Below are 14,348 nucleotides of genomic sequence, written 5' to 3'. Positions count from 1 at the left end.
GCGCGTCACGCGGCGCTCGTGGCGAGTCCGCTCTCCCAGGCCCAGGCGGCGATCTCCACGCGGTTGCGGGCGCCGAGTTTGCCCTGGACGTTGGCGAGGTGGGTCTTCACGGTGGACAGGGAGACGTACAGCTCGCGCGCGATCTCGGCGTTGGTGGCGCCGCGGGCGAGGCAGCGCACGACGTCGCGTTCGCGTTCGGTGAGCGGCTCGGACGGTTTGCGTACGCCTTCGGCGGGGCGGGCCGAGGCGAGTTCCTTCAACAGCCGCACGGTGATCGCGGGTGAGACGAGCGAGTCCCCGGCGGCCGCGGCGCGCACCGCTTCGACGAGCATTTCGGGGCTGGCGTCCTTGAGGAGGAAGCCGGAGGCGCCGCCGCGCAGGGCCGCGTGGACGTATTCGTCGAGGTCGAAGGTGGTGCAGATGACGATGCGGGGGTGGTCGCGGCCGCCCAGGCGGCGGGTGACTTCGAGGCCGTCGAGGCCGGGCATCCGGATGTCGAGGAGCAGCACGTCCGGCTGGAGGCGCTCGACGGCTTCGAGGGCGGCGTGCCCGTCGACGACGTCGGCGAGGACCTCGATGTCGTCCCTGCTCTCCAGGATCATGCGGAAGCCGGTACGGACCATTTCCTGGTCGTCCGCGATGACCACTGTGATCGACATGCCCCTATATGAGCAGGTTCGGCCGGACGCCCGCAAATTCGGGGCGCCCGGCCGGGCCGGGGTCAGCGGCTCCGCGCGCTACAGGTTCGAGGCGGCCTGGGCGATCGCGGTGGCGAAGGTCGAGACCTCGGAGTAGACGCCGGGGTAGCCGGGCTCGGCGCAGCCGTTGCCCCAGCTGACTATGCCGACCTGGATCCAGGCGCCCGCGTCGTCCTTGCGGAACATGGGGCCGCCGGAGTCGCCCTGGCAGGTGTCGACGCCGCCCTGGTCGACGTAGCCGGCGCAGATCTCGTCACCGGGTGTGAGGTCGTCGCCGTACGCCACCTTGCAGTCGGCGTCGGAGACGAAGGGGACGGTCGCCTTGCGGAGGTAGCGCTGCTGTCCGCCGCCTTCGCTGGTCGCTCCCCAGCCGGCGATGGTGAAGGTGCCGCTGTTGTACGCGGTGCTGGTGGCGATCTTGAGGGTGGGCTGGTTGATGGGCTTGGCCAGCTTGATCAGCGCCCAGTCCTTGCCCTTGCCGTTGTAGCCGGGGGCCTGCAGGACCTTGGTGGACTTCACCTTGATCGCGCTTGAGCTCTGCAGGTCGACGACGCCGCCGGTGGCGGTGATGGAGGTGTTGGCGCCGCTGCCGTCGACGCAGTGGGCGGCGGTGAGGACGATCTGCTGGGTGTACAGGGCGCCGCCGCAGCCCATGGAGAGCCGGACCATGAACGGGAACTCGCCCTGGGCGGCCTGCGCCCCGCCGACGACGGGCCGGGGCGAGGCGGGTGAGGCGGGTGAGGCGAAGGCGTCGGTGGCGGGCAGGCTGAACGCGGCGGCGAGGACGGCCGTCACGGCCAGACATCTGCGCAGGGCTCGCATCATCTTCTTCAACTGACTGCCTCTCGTGGGGGGTTGGCTGTCATACGCACGGACGGGCCCGTTCTGTCATGGGCGTGTCAATGCGTTGCGGGGATTATGCGGAGGCCTCCGCGCCGCTCACAAGGGCCGCTTTCCGGCCAGCGCCCGGACGGGGCCGCCACCGCCCGGCGCCCTTACAGTGGAATCCGGTCCGCGGTTCGGAACGGGGGTGGCAGCGTGGGCACGTCGAGCCCGGTCGTCCACGGCTATCCGCACCTCGCCACGGTGCGCGCGGCCATCACGGCGCTGCACAAGCGGCTGTCCCGGGACGGGCTCCAGGGGTACGCGACCAGCGTGCTCCCCGCCGATGTGGCCTTCGCCGACCACGACGACCTGCACCTGGGCGCCCAGCGGGTGGCCCGCGCGCTCGTCCAGCACCTGCACCTGCCCGACGCCCGGATGATCGTGGGCTTCCGCGAGATGCAGCACGCGGCGAGCGTCGAACTGGCGGCGGGACCCGAGTACTTCATCGAACTGAACGACCGGTTCCGCAGCCACCGCCGGGACATCGGGGCGGCGCTCGCCCACGAGATCACCCACGTGCTGCTCCACCGCCTGGACCTGACGTTCCCGGGCACCCGCGACAACGAGATCCTCACCGACACGGCGACCACGTACCTGGGTGCGGGATGGCTGCTGCTCGACGCGTTCCGCGAGGACGGGGTGTCCAGCCAGAAGCTGGGATATCTGACCCCGGAGGAGTTCGGGTACGTCCTGGCCAAGCGGGCCGAACTGTTCGGCGAGGACCCCTCGCCCTGGTTCACCAGCCCGCAGGCGTACCCCGCGTACACGGCGGGCGCGGCCCAGGCACGCCGGGACGGGCAGCAGCCTCCGCTCGTCGCGGCGGGCTGGACGGGACGGCGGCGCTACGCGAAGGACCGGCGGTACGCGTCTGAGCACGGGGGTGCCTGGGCGGAGCCCGGCTCCCCCTACTCCTTCGAGCCCGCCCCGGACGGCCTGCGGGTGCGCTTCGCCTGCCCGACGTGCTGCCAGCGAATCCGGGTGCCGGTGCGGGGGCGGGTCCGGGCGCGGTGCGGGTTGTGCGGGGCGGTGCTGGAGTGCGACACGTAGCGCTCCGCGGGGGTGGGGGGCTGTTTGCGCAGTTCCCCGCGCCCCTTACCTTTCGACTGCGGGCCGTCCATGGCTGGTCGCGCCCACGCGGCGGAGCCGCAAATGTCACAGCCCCGCGCCCCTAGCGGCGTCATTGCTGGCCGGCACCGGCATCTTCAGCCTGTCCGGCGCTTGAGGACGAGCGCCCTTAAGGCGCGATACGGGGTCTGGGGCGGAGCCCCAGGGTGGCTGAAAGGTGGTGACCGGATCCGCCTGCCAACCGCATCGCGCGCTTCGCCCCGCGTTCACCAACGGGACACCCACCACCCTCGTAATGGAGTTGTCTGTACAACAGTTGTCCGTACAACTTGGAGCTCCCGTGATCGCCCCCCGCATACGCACCGCAGGCCTCGCCGTGACCCTGGCCGCCTCCGCGTTCGCCCTCGCCGCCTGCGGCGCCAAGTCCGACGCCTCGACCAGCGCGGCCGACGGCGGCAAGGGCGGCAAGAGCCCCGCGGCCGCCACCTCCGCGAAGGACGCGGGCGGCATGGACGCGCTGATCGCCGCCGCGAAGAAGGAGGGCACGCTCAACGCGATCGCCATCCCGCGCGACTGGGCGAACTACGGCGCGCTCATCGACGGCTTCACGAAGAAGTACGGCATCAAGGTCTCCGTCGAGAACCCGGACGGCACCAGCGCCGACGAGATCAACGCGGTCAAGACCCGCAAGGGCCAGGACCGCGCCCCCGACGTCCTCGACCTCGGCGCCTCCTTCGCCCAGTCCGCGGGCGACCAGGGCCTGACCGCCCCGTACAAGGTCGAGGGCTTCGACAAGATCCCCGCGGCGCAGAAGGACGCGCAGGGCCGCTGGTTCAACGACTACGGCGGCTACGTCTCGATCGGCTGCGACGCCAAGCGCGTCAAGGTGTGCCCGACCACGTTCGCGGACCTGCTGAAGCCCGAGTACAAGGGGCAGGTCGCCCTCAACGGCAACCCCACCAAGTCCGGTTCGGCCTTCGCCGGGGTGTACGCGGCGTCGCTGGCCAACGGCGGTTCGCTCGACAACATCCAGCCCGGCCTGGACTTCTTCGCCAAGCTGAAGAAGGCCGGCAACTACAACCCGGTGGAGTCGACCCCGGCCACCGTCGAGAAGGGCGAGACGCCCATCTCCATCGACTGGGACTACCTGAACGCCGGCTACGCCGACCAGTTCAGGGGCAAGGGCCTCGACTGGAAGACCGCGGTCCCCACCGACGGCGTCTACGCCCAGTACTACTCGCAGGCCGTCAACAAGGACGCCCCGCACCCGGCGGCCGCCCGCCTGTGGCAGGAGTACCTGTACTCCACCGAGGGCCAGAACCTGTGGCTGAAGGGGTACGCCCGCCCGACGCTCATGCCCGCCATGGACAAGGACGGCACGCTCGACAAGGCCGCGGCCGCCAAGCTCCCGCAGGTCGCCGGCACCCCCACCTTCCCCACCGAGGCGCAGAACACCCAGGCGAAGACGGTCCTCGCCAATGGCTGGGCCAAGGCGATCTCGGGCTGATCACTCCATGACCCTCACCACTACCACCTCAACTCCGGTCGCTGTCACGGCAGTTGAGCGACCGACGCAGCGCCGGGGCCGCAGGCGTCCCGGCGCCTGGCTCGCCGCGGTTCCGCTGCTCGCCTTCGTCACGCTCGCCTTCGGCGTCCCGGCCCTCGCCATGCTGAACGGCGCGCTGTCCGTCAACGGCTCGTACGGGCTCGGCAACATGAGCCAGTCCGTGCACGGCGCGTACTGGACGGCCCTGCTCGGCAGCGTGAAGCTCGCGGCCACCACCGCCGCCATCGCCGCCGTGCTCGGCCTGCTGCTCGCGCAGGCCGTCGTCACCTCGCGCGGCAAGGCACTGCGCGAGGCCGTGCTCACCGCGTCCGGGGTGCTCGCCAACTTCGGCGGCGTGCCGCTCGCCTTCGCCTTCGTCGCCACCCTCGGCAACGCGGGCGTCCTCACCACCAAGCTGGGCCTGGCCGAACACGGCTGGAGCCTCTACAGCTTCTGGGGCCTGGCCCTGACCTACCTGTACTTCCTCGTCCCGCTGATGGTGCTCACCGTGGCACCGGCCCTGGACGGCCTTCGCCCGCAGTGGCGCGAGGCGGCTCAGAGCAGCGGCGCGAGCGCCTGGCAGTACTGGCGCCATGTCGGCGTCCCGGTGCTGCTTCCCACCCTGCTCGGCGGCTTCGTCCTGCTGTTCGGCAGCGCGTTCGCCGCGTACGCCACGGCCGCCTCGATGGTGGGCAGTTCGGTGCCGCTGGTCACGATGCAGATCGCGGACGCCCTGTCCGGCAACGTGCTGGTCGGCCAGGAGAACGTGGCGCTCGCGCTCAGCCTCGACATGGTGATCGTCGCCCTCCTCGTTATGGCCGTGCACCTGCCCCTTCAGCGAAGGAGCGCCCGATGGCTCGCCTGACGTATCCCCTGCGCCCGTGGCGCGGCGCGGTCCTGCTGGTCGCGGGCACCTACTTCCTGGTGCCGCTGCTCGCCTCCCTGGTGTTCACGGTGGACGTGCCCGGGCAGGGCCTCACCCTCTCCTCGTACACGCAGATCTTCGGCGCCGAGGGGTTCACCGCGGCCCTGCTCAGGTCGGTCGGGCTCGCCCTGTGCACGGTCGCGCTCGCCCTGGTCCTGACGCTTCCGGCCGCGCTCGCGGTGCGGCTTTCCGGTTCGGGGCGGCTGCGGGCGGTGCTCGAAGTGGTGTGCACGCTGCCCCTTGTGGTGCCGCCGGTGGCGCTGGTCGCGGGCCTGGGCACGGTCCTCAAGTGGGGCCCGGACCATCTCGCCACGACCCCGCTGTACCAGACGTTCGTCGCGGTCCAGAACCCGTCGTTCCCGCTGGTCCTGGTCTTCGCGTACGTCGTGATGGCGCTGCCGTTCGTGTACCGCTCGCTGGACGCGGGGCTGCGGGCCGTCGATGTGCGCACCCTGGTGGAGGCCGCCCGCGATCTGGGCGCGTCCTGGCCGCGGGCGCTGTTCGCGGTCGTGCTGCCCAATCTGCGCACCGCGATCCTGAACGCCTCGTTCCTGGCGCTGGCCCTGGTGCTCGGCGAGTTCACCGTGGCCTCGCTGCTCGGGTTCCAGCCGTTCGCGGTGTGGATCGTGCAGGCCTCCGGCGACAACGCCCAGCTGTCGGTGGCGGTCTCGCTGCTCAGCCTGCTGCTCACGTGGGGGCTGCTCCTGGTCGTGACCGGCCTCGCCCGCACCCGCGGCACCCGCAAGTCTCGTAAGAAGGAAGCCGTCTGATGACCACCGCACCGCCGCGCACCGGCACCGCCCTCACGATCCGGGGCCTTCGCCGCACCTTCGGGTCCGCCGTGGCCCTCGACGGGCTCGACCTCGATGTCGCGCCGGGGGAACTCCTGGCGCTGCTCGGCCCGTCGGGCTGCGGCAAGACCACCGCGCTCCGGGTCCTCGCGGGCTTCGAGCGGCCCGACGCGGGCGAGGTGCTGCTCGACGGCGAGGACATCGTGCCGGTGCCGGCCAACCGGCGCGACACCGGCATGGTCTTCCAGTCGTACAGCCTCTTCCCGCATCTGAGCGCGGCCGACAACGTGGCCTTCGGCATGAAGATGCGCAAGGTCCCGGCGCCCCAACGCCGGACTCGTGCCGCCGAGTTGATGGAATTGGTCGGCCTGCCCGAGCACGGCGACCGCTTCCCGCACCAGCTCTCCGGCGGGCAGCAGCAGCGCGTGGCGCTCGCCCGCGCGCTCGCCCTCCAACCAAGGCTGCTGCTCCTGGACGAGCCGCTCTCGGCCCTGGACGCCAAGGTCCGCGTCCAGTTGCGCGAGGAGATCCGGCGCCTCCAGCTGGAACTCGGCATCACCACCGTGTTCGTCACCCACGACCAGGAGGAGGCCCTCTCCATGGCCGACAAGGTCGCGGTGATGCGCGGCGGGCGGCTCGAACAGTGCGCGGCCCCGGCCGAGTTGTACGACCGTCCGGCGACCGCGTTCGTGGCGTCGTTCGTCGGGACGATGAACCGCGTCCCGGGCAGGATCGCCTCCGACGGCCTCGCCGAGGTGCTGGGCGTGCGTCTGCCGGTGGACGGGCCGGCGACGGGCTCGGTGTTCCTGCTGCGCCCCGAAGCCCTGGAGGTGACGGACGGCGGCCCCGACACGGTGACGGGCTCCTCCTTCCACGGTGCGAGCACCCGCCTGACCGTGCGGCTCGCGGACGGCACCGTGGTCAAGGCCGACCTGCCCTCGCACGCCGCCGGCTCCTTCGGCGCGGGCGCGAGCGTCACCGTACGGCCGCAGCGGCGTCCCGTGCTCGCGGCCGGTGAGGCTGCGTGAGCGGGCTGCGGGCGGTCCTGTTCGACATGGACGGCACCCTCGTCGACACCGAGGAGGCCTGGGTCGAGGTCGTGGAGAAGGTCGCGGCCCGCTACGGGCACGCGCTGGTGGGCGAGGAGCGCCGCTCGGTGTACGGCCGCTCGGTGGAGGACACGGCCGAGCTCCTGTACGTGTCGCTGGGCGCCCGGCGCGAGGAGCTGGCCGCCGAACTGGGGTCGGACTTCACGGCACGCCTGGCGGACGGCGCCGAGCCGCGACCGGGCGCACTCCAGCTCCTGCGCGCATTGCGGGAGTCGGGGGTACTGACCGCACTGGTGTCGGCATCACCGAGCGCGATCGTACGCAGGGTCGCGACGTCACTCGACGGCCACCGCTTCGACGCGGTGTACGGGGCCGAGGACACCGAGCGCACCAAGCCCGCGCCCGACCCGTACCTGGCGGCGGCCGCGGCGCTCGGCGCGGACCCGGCGCGCTGCGTGGCGGTCGAGGACACCGCGACGGGCGTCGCGTCGGCGGAGGCCGCGGGGTGTGCGGTGCTCGCGGTTCCGTCGGTGGAACCGATAGCGCCCGCCGCCGGCCGCACGGTGCTGACTAGTCTGGAGGAGGCGGACCTCACCTTGCTCCGCTCACTGATAGGCAGTTGAGGGGGCCCGGGGTGTCCAGCAAGTCGCCGCTCTACCGGAAAGTGGCCGGTGATCTGCGGACCGCCATCGCGGCGGGCGAGTACGGTTCGGGCGCACGGCTGCCCGCCGAGGACGAACTCGCCCGCCGCTACGGCGTGTCGAGAGGCACGGTCCGCCAGGCCCTCGCGTCTTTGCGAGCGGACGGCCTGGTGACCTCGCGGCGCGGCGCCCGCCGGGTGGTGCTCGGCGGGGCGGCCCGGTTGCAGAGCTTCGGGGAGCTGCGCTCGTTCGCCCGCTGGGCCCGCTCGCTGGGCGAGGAACCGGGCGGCAGGACGGTGGCGGTCGACCCGGCCGAGGCGACGGAAGAGGAAGCCCATCACCTCCAACTCCCCTCTGGAACAAGGGTGTTCAGGGTTCGCCGGGTCCGCACCCTGTCCGGCGCGCCGGTGATGGTGGAGCGCTCGACGTACCCGGAGCGGATCGGCGAGCTGGTGGCCGCGATGGACGTCGACGAGGTGTCGCACTCCCACCAACTGGAGCTGCACGGCGTCCTGTTCACCGACGCGCACCACACCATCGACGTGGTGCTGGCCGACGCGGACGACGCGCAGCTGCTCGACTGCCGCACGGGCCACGCCCTGCTGCGCGAACGCCGCCGCTCGACCGACCCGGCGGGCACCCCGGTGGAGTGGTCGGAGGACCGCTATCTGCCGGGGACGGTGGCGTTCACGGTCCACAACTCGACGGCGACGAGCGCGCTGGGGCGGCAGCTCGGGGAAGAGTGAGGCGGGGGTTTGCGGCGGGGCCCGCCCCATCCCCCGCCTTCAGCCCGTAATCCGTTCGTGTTGACGAGAACGGCCACGAACCCGGGTTCGGTGCCGTGCCGGTCCCATCGCTCACCGAACGCGGTGACGGCGCAGTTCGGCAGGCACAGCAGCGGGCCGCCGTCACCTCCGCGTACGGGCTATGCCACAGGGCTGCCGTCCCTCAGATACCGCGGACGCCCCGTGGCGAGGGCATCCAGTGCGGCGGTGAATCGCCGCCGCATACGGTCACTGACCCGGCGGGGCACCTCGTCGGGTGCCACGAACACCGCCTCGGACAACTCCTCGTCACGGGGCCGCAACGAGGCCGCCACTGCCTCGTCGAGAGTGCCCCCGTCGAAGACGAACGCGAGTTGGTCGTCCCAGGGACCGTGCGGTGCCACCCAGTCCACCACGAGCAGTCCCCGCAACGTCGGCCGGAACCGCAGTTCCTCACTCAGCTCCCGAATCGCGGCGTCCTCCGGCGGCTCGTTCGCTTCCACCATCCCGCCGGGGAGGTCCCATCCGGGTTTGTAGGTGGGGTTCACCAGCAGCACACGTCCCGACGGATCGCGGAGCAGTACATCGGCGGCGACGCGTTTGCGGGCCTGCTTGGCATTGCCTTCGGCGAGGTAGGCATTCCACGCTTCGGGATCGGCAGGTGTAGGAGCCTGGGGCCTCATGCGGGGGTGCCTCCCGGTGACGACGGGATGATGTCGGCCAGCAGAAGCATTCTGGCCCTGCGCGCGTCGTCGAAGTCCGCCAGGTACTCCCGGACCGGCCGGTACCCCGCGTGCGGCTCCATGCGTCGGCTCAGGCCGTCGAGCTGCTGCACCACGCGTGCTGCCTCGCCGACCCCGAGCCGGTCACCCCGGATACGGACCCGCCGGAGGGCCAGTGACCGGCGAGGACACGTCGTTCCCGGCCGCCCTCGACCGCTGGACCGACGCGGATTGGTCCGACTTCCGGGAGCGCGTCGAAGACGGCGAGGGCTCGTGTGCTGCGATCGACGCGGTCAACCGCCGCCTCCGGCGCACCGCGCAGAAGCAGACCGGCGCGAGGGCAGAGGCGTCCCAGTGAGAGGCGTCCCAAGGAGGGGGCAGCATGCGGCCGAGGCCCATCCGAGCCACCCTTGCTCAGCCTCGGCGGCCCCCGCGTGAACACCAAGGCCCGCCCCACCCCCGGAAGGGGCGAGGCGGGCCTCGTCGCATGGCGGCTCCCGGTCGACTACCGGTCAACTCCCGGTTCAGCAGCCGAAGTCGACCAGGCGGAACGTGACGTAGTGGTCGGCGGTGTAGTAGTCCTCGTGGTCCTGCTCGCCCGTGATGATGCGGCGGGTGCCGCGCGTCGGCGCGCCCGGGGTGATCACGGTGTACTCGTGGTAGTAGCCGCTGCTCTGGCTCGGCAGCACCTGCTCGCGGTTGTCGAAGACGATGCCGTCCCGGGGGTACGGGAACGGGCCGCCCTGGTCGATGAGGCTGATCGTGTCGTGCGCCTGGGACGGCAGCGCGGAGTAACAGACGTCGCCGACCGACTTCACGGACACGGAGGCGGAGGCGGCGGTGGCCGTGGGGGCGGCCGACGCGGTGCCGGCGACCGGACCCGCGAGGAGGGCGGCGGCTACGGCGAAGGCGCCGCCGAGGGCTGCGAAACGTGGGGGGATTGTCATGTGCACCATGATGACGCGCGTAGAGCGGAGGCCGTCAACGCCAACACCGTTGATTTTTCTACCTGTTAACCGAGGCGGTCACATGCGTAATGAAAGCGCCACGGGCGGTTAAGGCATCCGCAACCTGAGATCGTTCAACGCCCCTATCGCGATCCGTACACCACCCCCGGAGTCTCCGCCTCCGCAAGGAGCTTGAGGGCCGCCTCGCCCGCCTCGCGCGGGGTCCAGCGGGCGCCCTTGTCGCTCGTCGGTCCCGGGCGCCAGCCCTCCATCACGGTGATGCGGCCCGCCTCCGCCTCGAAGACCCGGCCGGTGACGCCCTCGCTCGCGGCCGAGCCCAGCCACACCACGAGCGGCGAGACGTTGTCGGGAGCCATCGCGTCGAAGGCCCCCGGCTTCCCCGGCGCCGCCATCGCCTCCGCGAAGGTCCCCTCCGTCATCCGGGTGCGGGCCGCCGGGGCGATCGCGTTGACCTGGACTCCGTACCGGCCCATCTCGGCCGCCGCGACCAGGGTGAGCCCCACGATCCCGGCCTTCGCTGCGCTGTAGTTGCCCTGGCCGACTGAGCCCAACAGCCCTGCCCCGGAGCTGGTGTTGACCACCCGGGCCGCGACCTCGCGGCCCGCCTTCGCCTCGGCGCGCCAGTACGCGGCGGCGTGCTTCAGCGGCAGGAAGTGGCCCTTGAGGTGGACCCGCATGACCGCGTCCCAGTCGTCCTCCTCCAGGTTGACCAGCATCCTGTCGCGCAGGAACCCCGCGTTGTTGACCAGGGTGTGCAGCGCGCCGAACGCGTCCAACGCCGTCGCGATCAGCGAGGCCGCACCCTCGGTCGTCGCGATGTCGCCGCCGTGCGCCACCGCCTCGCCGCCCGCCGCCTGGATCTCGTCCACCACCGACTGGGCGGGGCCGGCCATCGGGGCCTCCCCTGGTCGAGCCGAGCCGAGACCTTGGGGAACGCCCTGCCCGTCGACTCCGACCCCGAGGTCGTTGACCACGACCCGCGCCCCCTGCCCGGCGAACGCCAGCGCGTGGGCGCGCCCGAGCCCCCGTCCCGCGCCGGTCACGATCACGACCCGGCCCTCGCACAAACCGCTCATCTTCCGTTCCCTTCAAGTGAGTTGACACGTTGATTGACCGTGGCCGCCGCCAGGAACGCCGGGCGCTCGCCGCCGCCGTGGACGAGCAGCGACGCGCCGCTGATGTAGGACGCCTTCGCCGAGGCGAGGAAGACGGCGGCCGCCCCGACCTCCTCGGGCTCGGCGAGCCGGCCGAGCGGCACGGTCGCGCCCACCCGCGCGACGCCCTCCGCGTCGCCGTAGTGCAGCTCGCTCAGTTCCGTGCGGACCATCCCGAGCACCAGGGTGTTGACCCGGACCTCGGGCGCCCACTCCACCGCCATCGAGCGGGCGAGGCTCTCCAGGCCCGCCTTCGCGGCCCCGTACGCTGCCGATCCGGGCGAGGGCCGCCCTCCGCTCACGCTGCCGATCATCACGACCGAGCCGCGGGCCGCCCGCAGATACGGCCGGGCGGCGAGCGACGCGGTGAGCGGGGCCGTCAGATTCAGCTCGACGACCCGCGCGTGGCGTTCGGCCTCGCCCTCGTCGAGCAGCCGGTACGGGGTGCCGCCCGCGTTGTTGACCAGCACGTCGAGGCGCTCGTAGTCGGCGGCGACCTCGGCGAAGAAGGCTCGTACGGCGTCGGGTTCCCGCAGGTCCAGCGGGCGGAACTCGGCTTTCCGGCCGCCGAGTTCGACGGGTTCGTCGGGCGGTCGGCGGGCGCACGCGACCACGTCCGCGCCCGCTCCGAGGAACGCCTTCGCGATCCCCGCGCCCACGCCCCGGGTGCCACCGGTGACGACGACTGCCTTCCCGGCCAGCTCCATCCGCTGCTACCTTCCTGAGCTAACACCTGACCTAACAAATGTTTGGTGGAAAGGTAGCTGATCCGCCCATGGGTGTCTCCACCTCAAGCCCCGAGAAGGGCATTTGCCTCGTCACGGTCGACTTCCCGCCCGTCAACGCCCTTCCCGTGCAGGGCTGGTACGACCTCGCCGACGCGGTCCGCGCGGCTGGGCGCGACCCCGGGAACCACTGTGTGGTGCTCGCCGCCGAGGGCCGCGGCTTCAACGCCGGGGTCGACATCAAGGAGATGCAGCGCGACCCCGGCCACACCGCCCTCATCGGCGCGAACCGGGGCTGTTACGAGGCCTTCGCCGCCGTGTACGAGTGCGAGGTGCCGGTCGTCGCGGCGGTCGGCGGGTTCTGCCTCGGCGGCGGCATCGGCCTGGTCGGCAACGCGGACGCGATCGTGGCGAGCGACGACGCCGTCTTCGGCCTGCCCGAACTGGACCGCGGCGCACTCGGCGCCGCCACCCACCTCGCCCGCCTGGTCCCGCAGCACCTCATGCGCGCGCTGTACTACACCTCGCGCGCGGCGACGGCCCAGGAGCTGCACGCCCACGGCGCGGTGTGGAAGGTGGTCCCCCGTGATGAACTCCAGTACGCAGCACTGGAGTTGGCGCGGGAGATCGCCAGCAAGGACGGCACGCTGATCCGGCTCGCCAAGGCCGCCATCAACGGCATCGACCCGGTCGACGTACGCCGCAGCTACCGCTTCGAGCAGGGCTTCACCTTCGAGGCCAACCTCAGCGGCGTCGCCGACCGCGTCCGCGGCACCTTCGGAGCACCCGACACCTCCCGCGCACCGGCCACCGAGGAGGCCTCCCCGTGACGGACAAGACCATGACGCCCGAGGACGTCGTCGCGCGGCTGCGCAGCGGCATGACCATCGGCATCGGCGGCTGGGGCTCGCGCCGCAAACCGATGGCGCTGGTGCGCGCCCTGCTCCGCTCCCCCGTCACCGACCTCACGGTGATCTCGTACGGCGGCCCCGACGTCGGCCTGCTCGCCGCCGCCGGGAGGATCCGCAAACTGGTCGCGCCCTTCGCGACGCTCGACTCGATCCCCCTGGAGCCGCACTTCCGCGCGGCCCGCCAGGCGGGCGCGTTCGAGCTGATGGAGGTCGACGAGGCGATGTTCATGTGGGGGCTGCACGCGGCCGCCAACCGGCTGCCGTTCCTGCCGGTCCGCGCGGGCATCGGCTCCGACGTGATGCGGGTCAACCCGGCGCTGCGTACGGTCACTTCACCGTACGAGGACGGCGAGACGTTCGTCGCGATGCCGGCCCTGCGCATGGACGCGGCGCTCGTCCACCTCAACCGCGCGGACCGGCTCGGCAACGGCCAGTACCTCGGACCCGACCCGTACTTCGACGACTTGTTCTGCGAGGCCGCCGACAGCGCGTACGTCTCGTGCGAGCGGATCGTGGACGGCTTCGGGGCCACAGTGCCGCAGTCCCTGCTGGTCAAGCGGTATGCGGTGACGGGAGTCGTGGAGAGCCCGAACGGCGCGCACTTCACGTCCTGCGTCCCCGACTACGGCCGCGACGAGCCGTTCCAGAAGCTGTACGCGAGCACGCCCTGGCCCGAGTTCGCCGAGCGCTTCCTGTCCGGGCCTGACGAGAAGTCCTACCAGTCGGCCGTGCAGAGCTGGCACGAGGAGCAGAAATGACGACGAGCACCGTGCGTGTCAGCCGCGCCGAGTACTGCGTGATCGCCTGCGCCGAGGCCTGGCGCGACAACGGGGAGGTGCTCGCGAGCCCCATGGGTCTGATCCCGTCGGTCGGCGCGCGGCTCGCCCGGCGCACCTTCTCGCCCGACCTGCTGCTCACCGACGGCGAGGCGATGCTGGTCGGCCTCGACGGGGAGCCCGAGGGCTGGCTGCCGTACCGCCAGCACCTCGCGATGGTCACCGGCGGCCGGCGGCACGTCATGATGGGCGCGAGCCAGATCGACCGGTTCGGCAACCAGAACATCTCCTGCATCGGCGACTGGAAGCAGCCCGCCCGCCAGCTCCTCGGCGTACGCGGCGCACCGGTCAACACCCTCAACAATCCGGTGAGTTACTGGGTACCGAAGCACTCGACCCGGGTCTTCGTGCCGAAGGTAGACCTGATCAGCGGGGTGGGCTACGACAGCGCGGCGGCCGCGGGCCCGTCCGCGACGCGCTACCACCGCATCCCGCGCGTCGTGAGCGACCTGGGCGTCTTCGACTTCGCGACGCCGGACCACTCGATGCGGGTGGTGTCGCTGCATCCGGGGGTGACGGTCGACCAGGTGCGGGAGGCGACGGCGTTCGACCTGTCCGGCCTCGACGAGCCGGCGTACACCCGCGCACCCACCCCCGAGGAACTCCGCCTCATCCGAGAGGTCATCGACCCGGACGACCTGCGCGACCGCGAGGTCAGGCCGTGACGA

Annotated in this window: 18 protein-coding genes and 1 pseudogene; 11 read left to right on the top strand and 8 right to left on the bottom strand. The window is 71.8% G+C overall.

Going from position 1 to position 14,348, the window contains the following annotated elements; translation table 11 throughout:
- Positions 1-5: 5 nt before the first annotated feature.
- Both ADK54_RS24515 and ADK54_RS24510 read right to left on the bottom strand, forming a co-directional pair.
- Positions 6-659, bottom strand: a complete 654-nt coding sequence (locus tag ADK54_RS24515; protein WP_053727865.1) for a response regulator — start codon at positions 657-659, stop codon at positions 6-8.
- A gap of 78 nt (positions 660-737) precedes the next feature.
- Positions 738-1,532, bottom strand: a complete 795-nt coding sequence (locus ADK54_RS24510; RefSeq protein ID WP_053727864.1) for a S1 family peptidase — start codon at positions 1,530-1,532, stop codon at positions 738-740.
- 204 nt (positions 1,533-1,736) lie between these two features.
- Between ADK54_RS24510 and ADK54_RS24505 the strand changes: the two genes are divergently transcribed.
- The 7 genes from ADK54_RS24505 (at position 1,737) to ADK54_RS24475 (ending at position 8,346) form a co-directional block, all read left to right on the top strand.
- Positions 1,737-2,630, top strand: coding sequence for a hypothetical protein (locus ADK54_RS24505; protein ID WP_053727863.1), 894 nt, complete (start codon positions 1,737-1,739; stop codon positions 2,628-2,630).
- 313 nt (positions 2,631-2,943) lie between these two features.
- Positions 2,944-4,155, top strand: coding sequence for an extracellular solute-binding protein (locus ADK54_RS24500; protein WP_078966586.1), 1,212 nt, complete (start codon positions 2,944-2,946; stop codon positions 4,153-4,155).
- 7 nt (positions 4,156-4,162) lie between these two features.
- Complete coding sequence (locus ADK54_RS24495; RefSeq protein ID WP_053727861.1) at positions 4,163-5,059, top strand: ABC transporter permease; 897 nt, start codon at positions 4,163-4,165, stop codon at positions 5,057-5,059.
- Entirely contained in the window at positions 5,047-5,889 is an 843-nt protein-coding gene (locus tag ADK54_RS24490; RefSeq protein WP_053727860.1) for an ABC transporter permease, read from the top strand. Before ADK54_RS24495 ends, ADK54_RS24490 begins: the two co-directional genes overlap by 13 nt.
- Positions 5,889-6,938 carry an ABC transporter ATP-binding protein gene (locus tag ADK54_RS24485; RefSeq protein WP_053727859.1) on the top strand — a complete coding sequence of 350 codons (1,050 nt, stop codon included), beginning with the start codon at positions 5,889-5,891 and terminating at the stop codon, positions 6,936-6,938. Before ADK54_RS24490 ends, ADK54_RS24485 begins: the two co-directional genes overlap by 1 nt.
- Positions 6,935-7,582, top strand: coding sequence for an HAD family hydrolase (locus tag ADK54_RS24480; RefSeq protein ID WP_063802044.1), 648 nt, complete (start codon positions 6,935-6,937; stop codon positions 7,580-7,582). Before ADK54_RS24485 ends, ADK54_RS24480 begins: the two co-directional genes overlap by 4 nt.
- A gap of 11 nt (positions 7,583-7,593) precedes the next feature.
- Complete coding sequence (locus ADK54_RS24475; protein WP_053727858.1) at positions 7,594-8,346, top strand: GntR family transcriptional regulator; 753 nt, start codon at positions 7,594-7,596, stop codon at positions 8,344-8,346.
- A 65-nt stretch (positions 8,347-8,411) separates the two neighbouring features.
- On the opposite strand, the pseudogene ADK54_RS47650 reads toward ADK54_RS24475, so the two are convergent.
- From ADK54_RS47650 to ADK54_RS24465, 3 genes and pseudogenes are all read right to left on the bottom strand, one after another.
- Positions 8,412-8,498: pseudogene (locus ADK54_RS47650) on the bottom strand (GNAT family N-acetyltransferase); the annotation flags it as partial.
- Between the two features lie 27 nt (positions 8,499-8,525).
- The gene (locus ADK54_RS24470) at positions 8,526-9,047 is read right to left on the bottom strand and encodes an NUDIX domain-containing protein (RefSeq protein ID WP_053727857.1); all 522 of its coding nucleotides are present in this window, start codon (positions 9,045-9,047) and stop codon (positions 8,526-8,528) included.
- Positions 9,044-9,202 (bottom strand): hypothetical protein, encoded by a 159-nt coding sequence (locus ADK54_RS24465; protein ID WP_234392186.1) that lies wholly within the window; start codon positions 9,200-9,202, stop codon positions 9,044-9,046. The genes ADK54_RS24470 and ADK54_RS24465 overlap by 4 nt, the downstream gene beginning before the upstream one ends.
- 59 nt (positions 9,203-9,261) lie before the next feature.
- Here ADK54_RS24465 and ADK54_RS45050 point away from each other — a divergent pair, with 59 nt between their 5' ends.
- Positions 9,262-9,444 (top strand): hypothetical protein, encoded by a 183-nt coding sequence (locus ADK54_RS45050; protein ID WP_053727855.1) that lies wholly within the window; start codon positions 9,262-9,264, stop codon positions 9,442-9,444.
- Between the two features lie 166 nt (positions 9,445-9,610).
- On the opposite strand, the gene ADK54_RS24455 is transcribed toward ADK54_RS45050, so the two are convergent.
- The 3 genes from ADK54_RS24455 to ADK54_RS24445 form a co-directional block, all read right to left on the bottom strand.
- Positions 9,611-10,033, bottom strand: a complete 423-nt coding sequence (locus tag ADK54_RS24455; RefSeq protein WP_053727883.1) for a ribonuclease domain-containing protein — start codon at positions 10,031-10,033, stop codon at positions 9,611-9,613.
- A 143-nt stretch (positions 10,034-10,176) separates the two neighbouring features.
- Positions 10,177-11,130 carry an SDR family oxidoreductase gene (locus ADK54_RS24450; RefSeq protein WP_053727854.1) on the bottom strand — a complete coding sequence of 318 codons (954 nt, stop codon included), beginning with the start codon at positions 11,128-11,130 and terminating at the stop codon, positions 10,177-10,179.
- Positions 11,127-11,915: an SDR family oxidoreductase gene (locus tag ADK54_RS24445; protein WP_053727853.1), complete on the bottom strand. Its 789-nt coding sequence runs from the start codon at positions 11,913-11,915 to the stop codon at positions 11,127-11,129. Before ADK54_RS24445 ends, ADK54_RS24450 begins: the two co-directional genes overlap by 4 nt.
- 68 nt (positions 11,916-11,983) lie before the next feature.
- Here ADK54_RS24445 and ADK54_RS24440 point away from each other — a divergent pair, with 68 nt between their 5' ends.
- From ADK54_RS24440 to ADK54_RS24430, 3 genes are read left to right on the top strand one after another with little or no spacing between them, the layout of a single operon-like run.
- Entirely contained in the window at positions 11,984-12,763 is a 780-nt protein-coding gene (locus ADK54_RS24440; RefSeq protein WP_053727852.1) for an enoyl-CoA hydratase family protein, read from the top strand.
- The gene (locus ADK54_RS24435; protein ID WP_053727851.1) at positions 12,760-13,602 is read left to right on the top strand and encodes a CoA transferase subunit A; all 843 of its coding nucleotides are present in this window, start codon (positions 12,760-12,762) and stop codon (positions 13,600-13,602) included. Before ADK54_RS24440 ends, ADK54_RS24435 begins: the two co-directional genes overlap by 4 nt.
- Entirely contained in the window at positions 13,599-14,345 is a 747-nt protein-coding gene (locus tag ADK54_RS24430) for a CoA-transferase subunit beta (protein WP_053727850.1), read from the top strand. The genes ADK54_RS24435 and ADK54_RS24430 overlap by 4 nt, the downstream gene beginning before the upstream one ends.
- The last annotated feature ends 3 nt before the right edge of the window (positions 14,346-14,348 follow it).

The organism is Streptomyces sp. WM6378, from assembly GCF_001279695.1.
Classification (GTDB): Bacteria; Actinomycetota; Actinomycetes; order Streptomycetales; family Streptomycetaceae; genus Streptomyces.
The sequence above is the reverse complement of the archived record's forward strand: the minus strand, read 5'-3'. Positions and strand labels throughout refer to the sequence as shown.

Coding starts and splice junctions, on each gene's coding strand:
- ADK54_RS24515 (WP_053727865.1), bottom strand. CDS start 659: ATGTCGATCACAGTGGTCATCGCGGACGACCAGGAAATGGTCCGTACC.
- ADK54_RS24500 (WP_078966586.1), top strand. CDS start 2,944: ATGGAGTTGTCTGTACAACAGTTGTCCGTACAACTTGGAGCTCCCGTG.
- ADK54_RS24495 (WP_053727861.1), top strand. CDS start 4,163: ATGACCCTCACCACTACCACCTCAACTCCGGTCGCTGTCACGGCAGTT.
- ADK54_RS24490 (WP_053727860.1), top strand. CDS start 5,047: ATGGCTCGCCTGACGTATCCCCTGCGCCCGTGGCGCGGCGCGGTCCTG.
- ADK54_RS24485 (WP_053727859.1), top strand. CDS start 5,889: ATGACCACCGCACCGCCGCGCACCGGCACCGCCCTCACGATCCGGGGC.
- ADK54_RS24470 (WP_053727857.1), bottom strand. CDS start 9,047: ATGAGGCCCCAGGCTCCTACACCTGCCGATCCCGAAGCGTGGAATGCC.
- ADK54_RS24455 (WP_053727883.1), bottom strand. CDS start 10,033: ATGACAATCCCCCCACGTTTCGCAGCCCTCGGCGGCGCCTTCGCCGTA.
- ADK54_RS24450 (WP_053727854.1), bottom strand. CDS start 11,130: ATGAGCGGTTTGTGCGAGGGCCGGGTCGTGATCGTGACCGGCGCGGGA.
- ADK54_RS24445 (WP_053727853.1), bottom strand. CDS start 11,915: ATGGAGCTGGCCGGGAAGGCAGTCGTCGTCACCGGTGGCACCCGGGGC.
- ADK54_RS24440 (WP_053727852.1), top strand. CDS start 11,984: ATGGGTGTCTCCACCTCAAGCCCCGAGAAGGGCATTTGCCTCGTCACG.
- ADK54_RS24430 (WP_053727850.1), top strand. CDS start 13,599: ATGACGACGAGCACCGTGCGTGTCAGCCGCGCCGAGTACTGCGTGATC.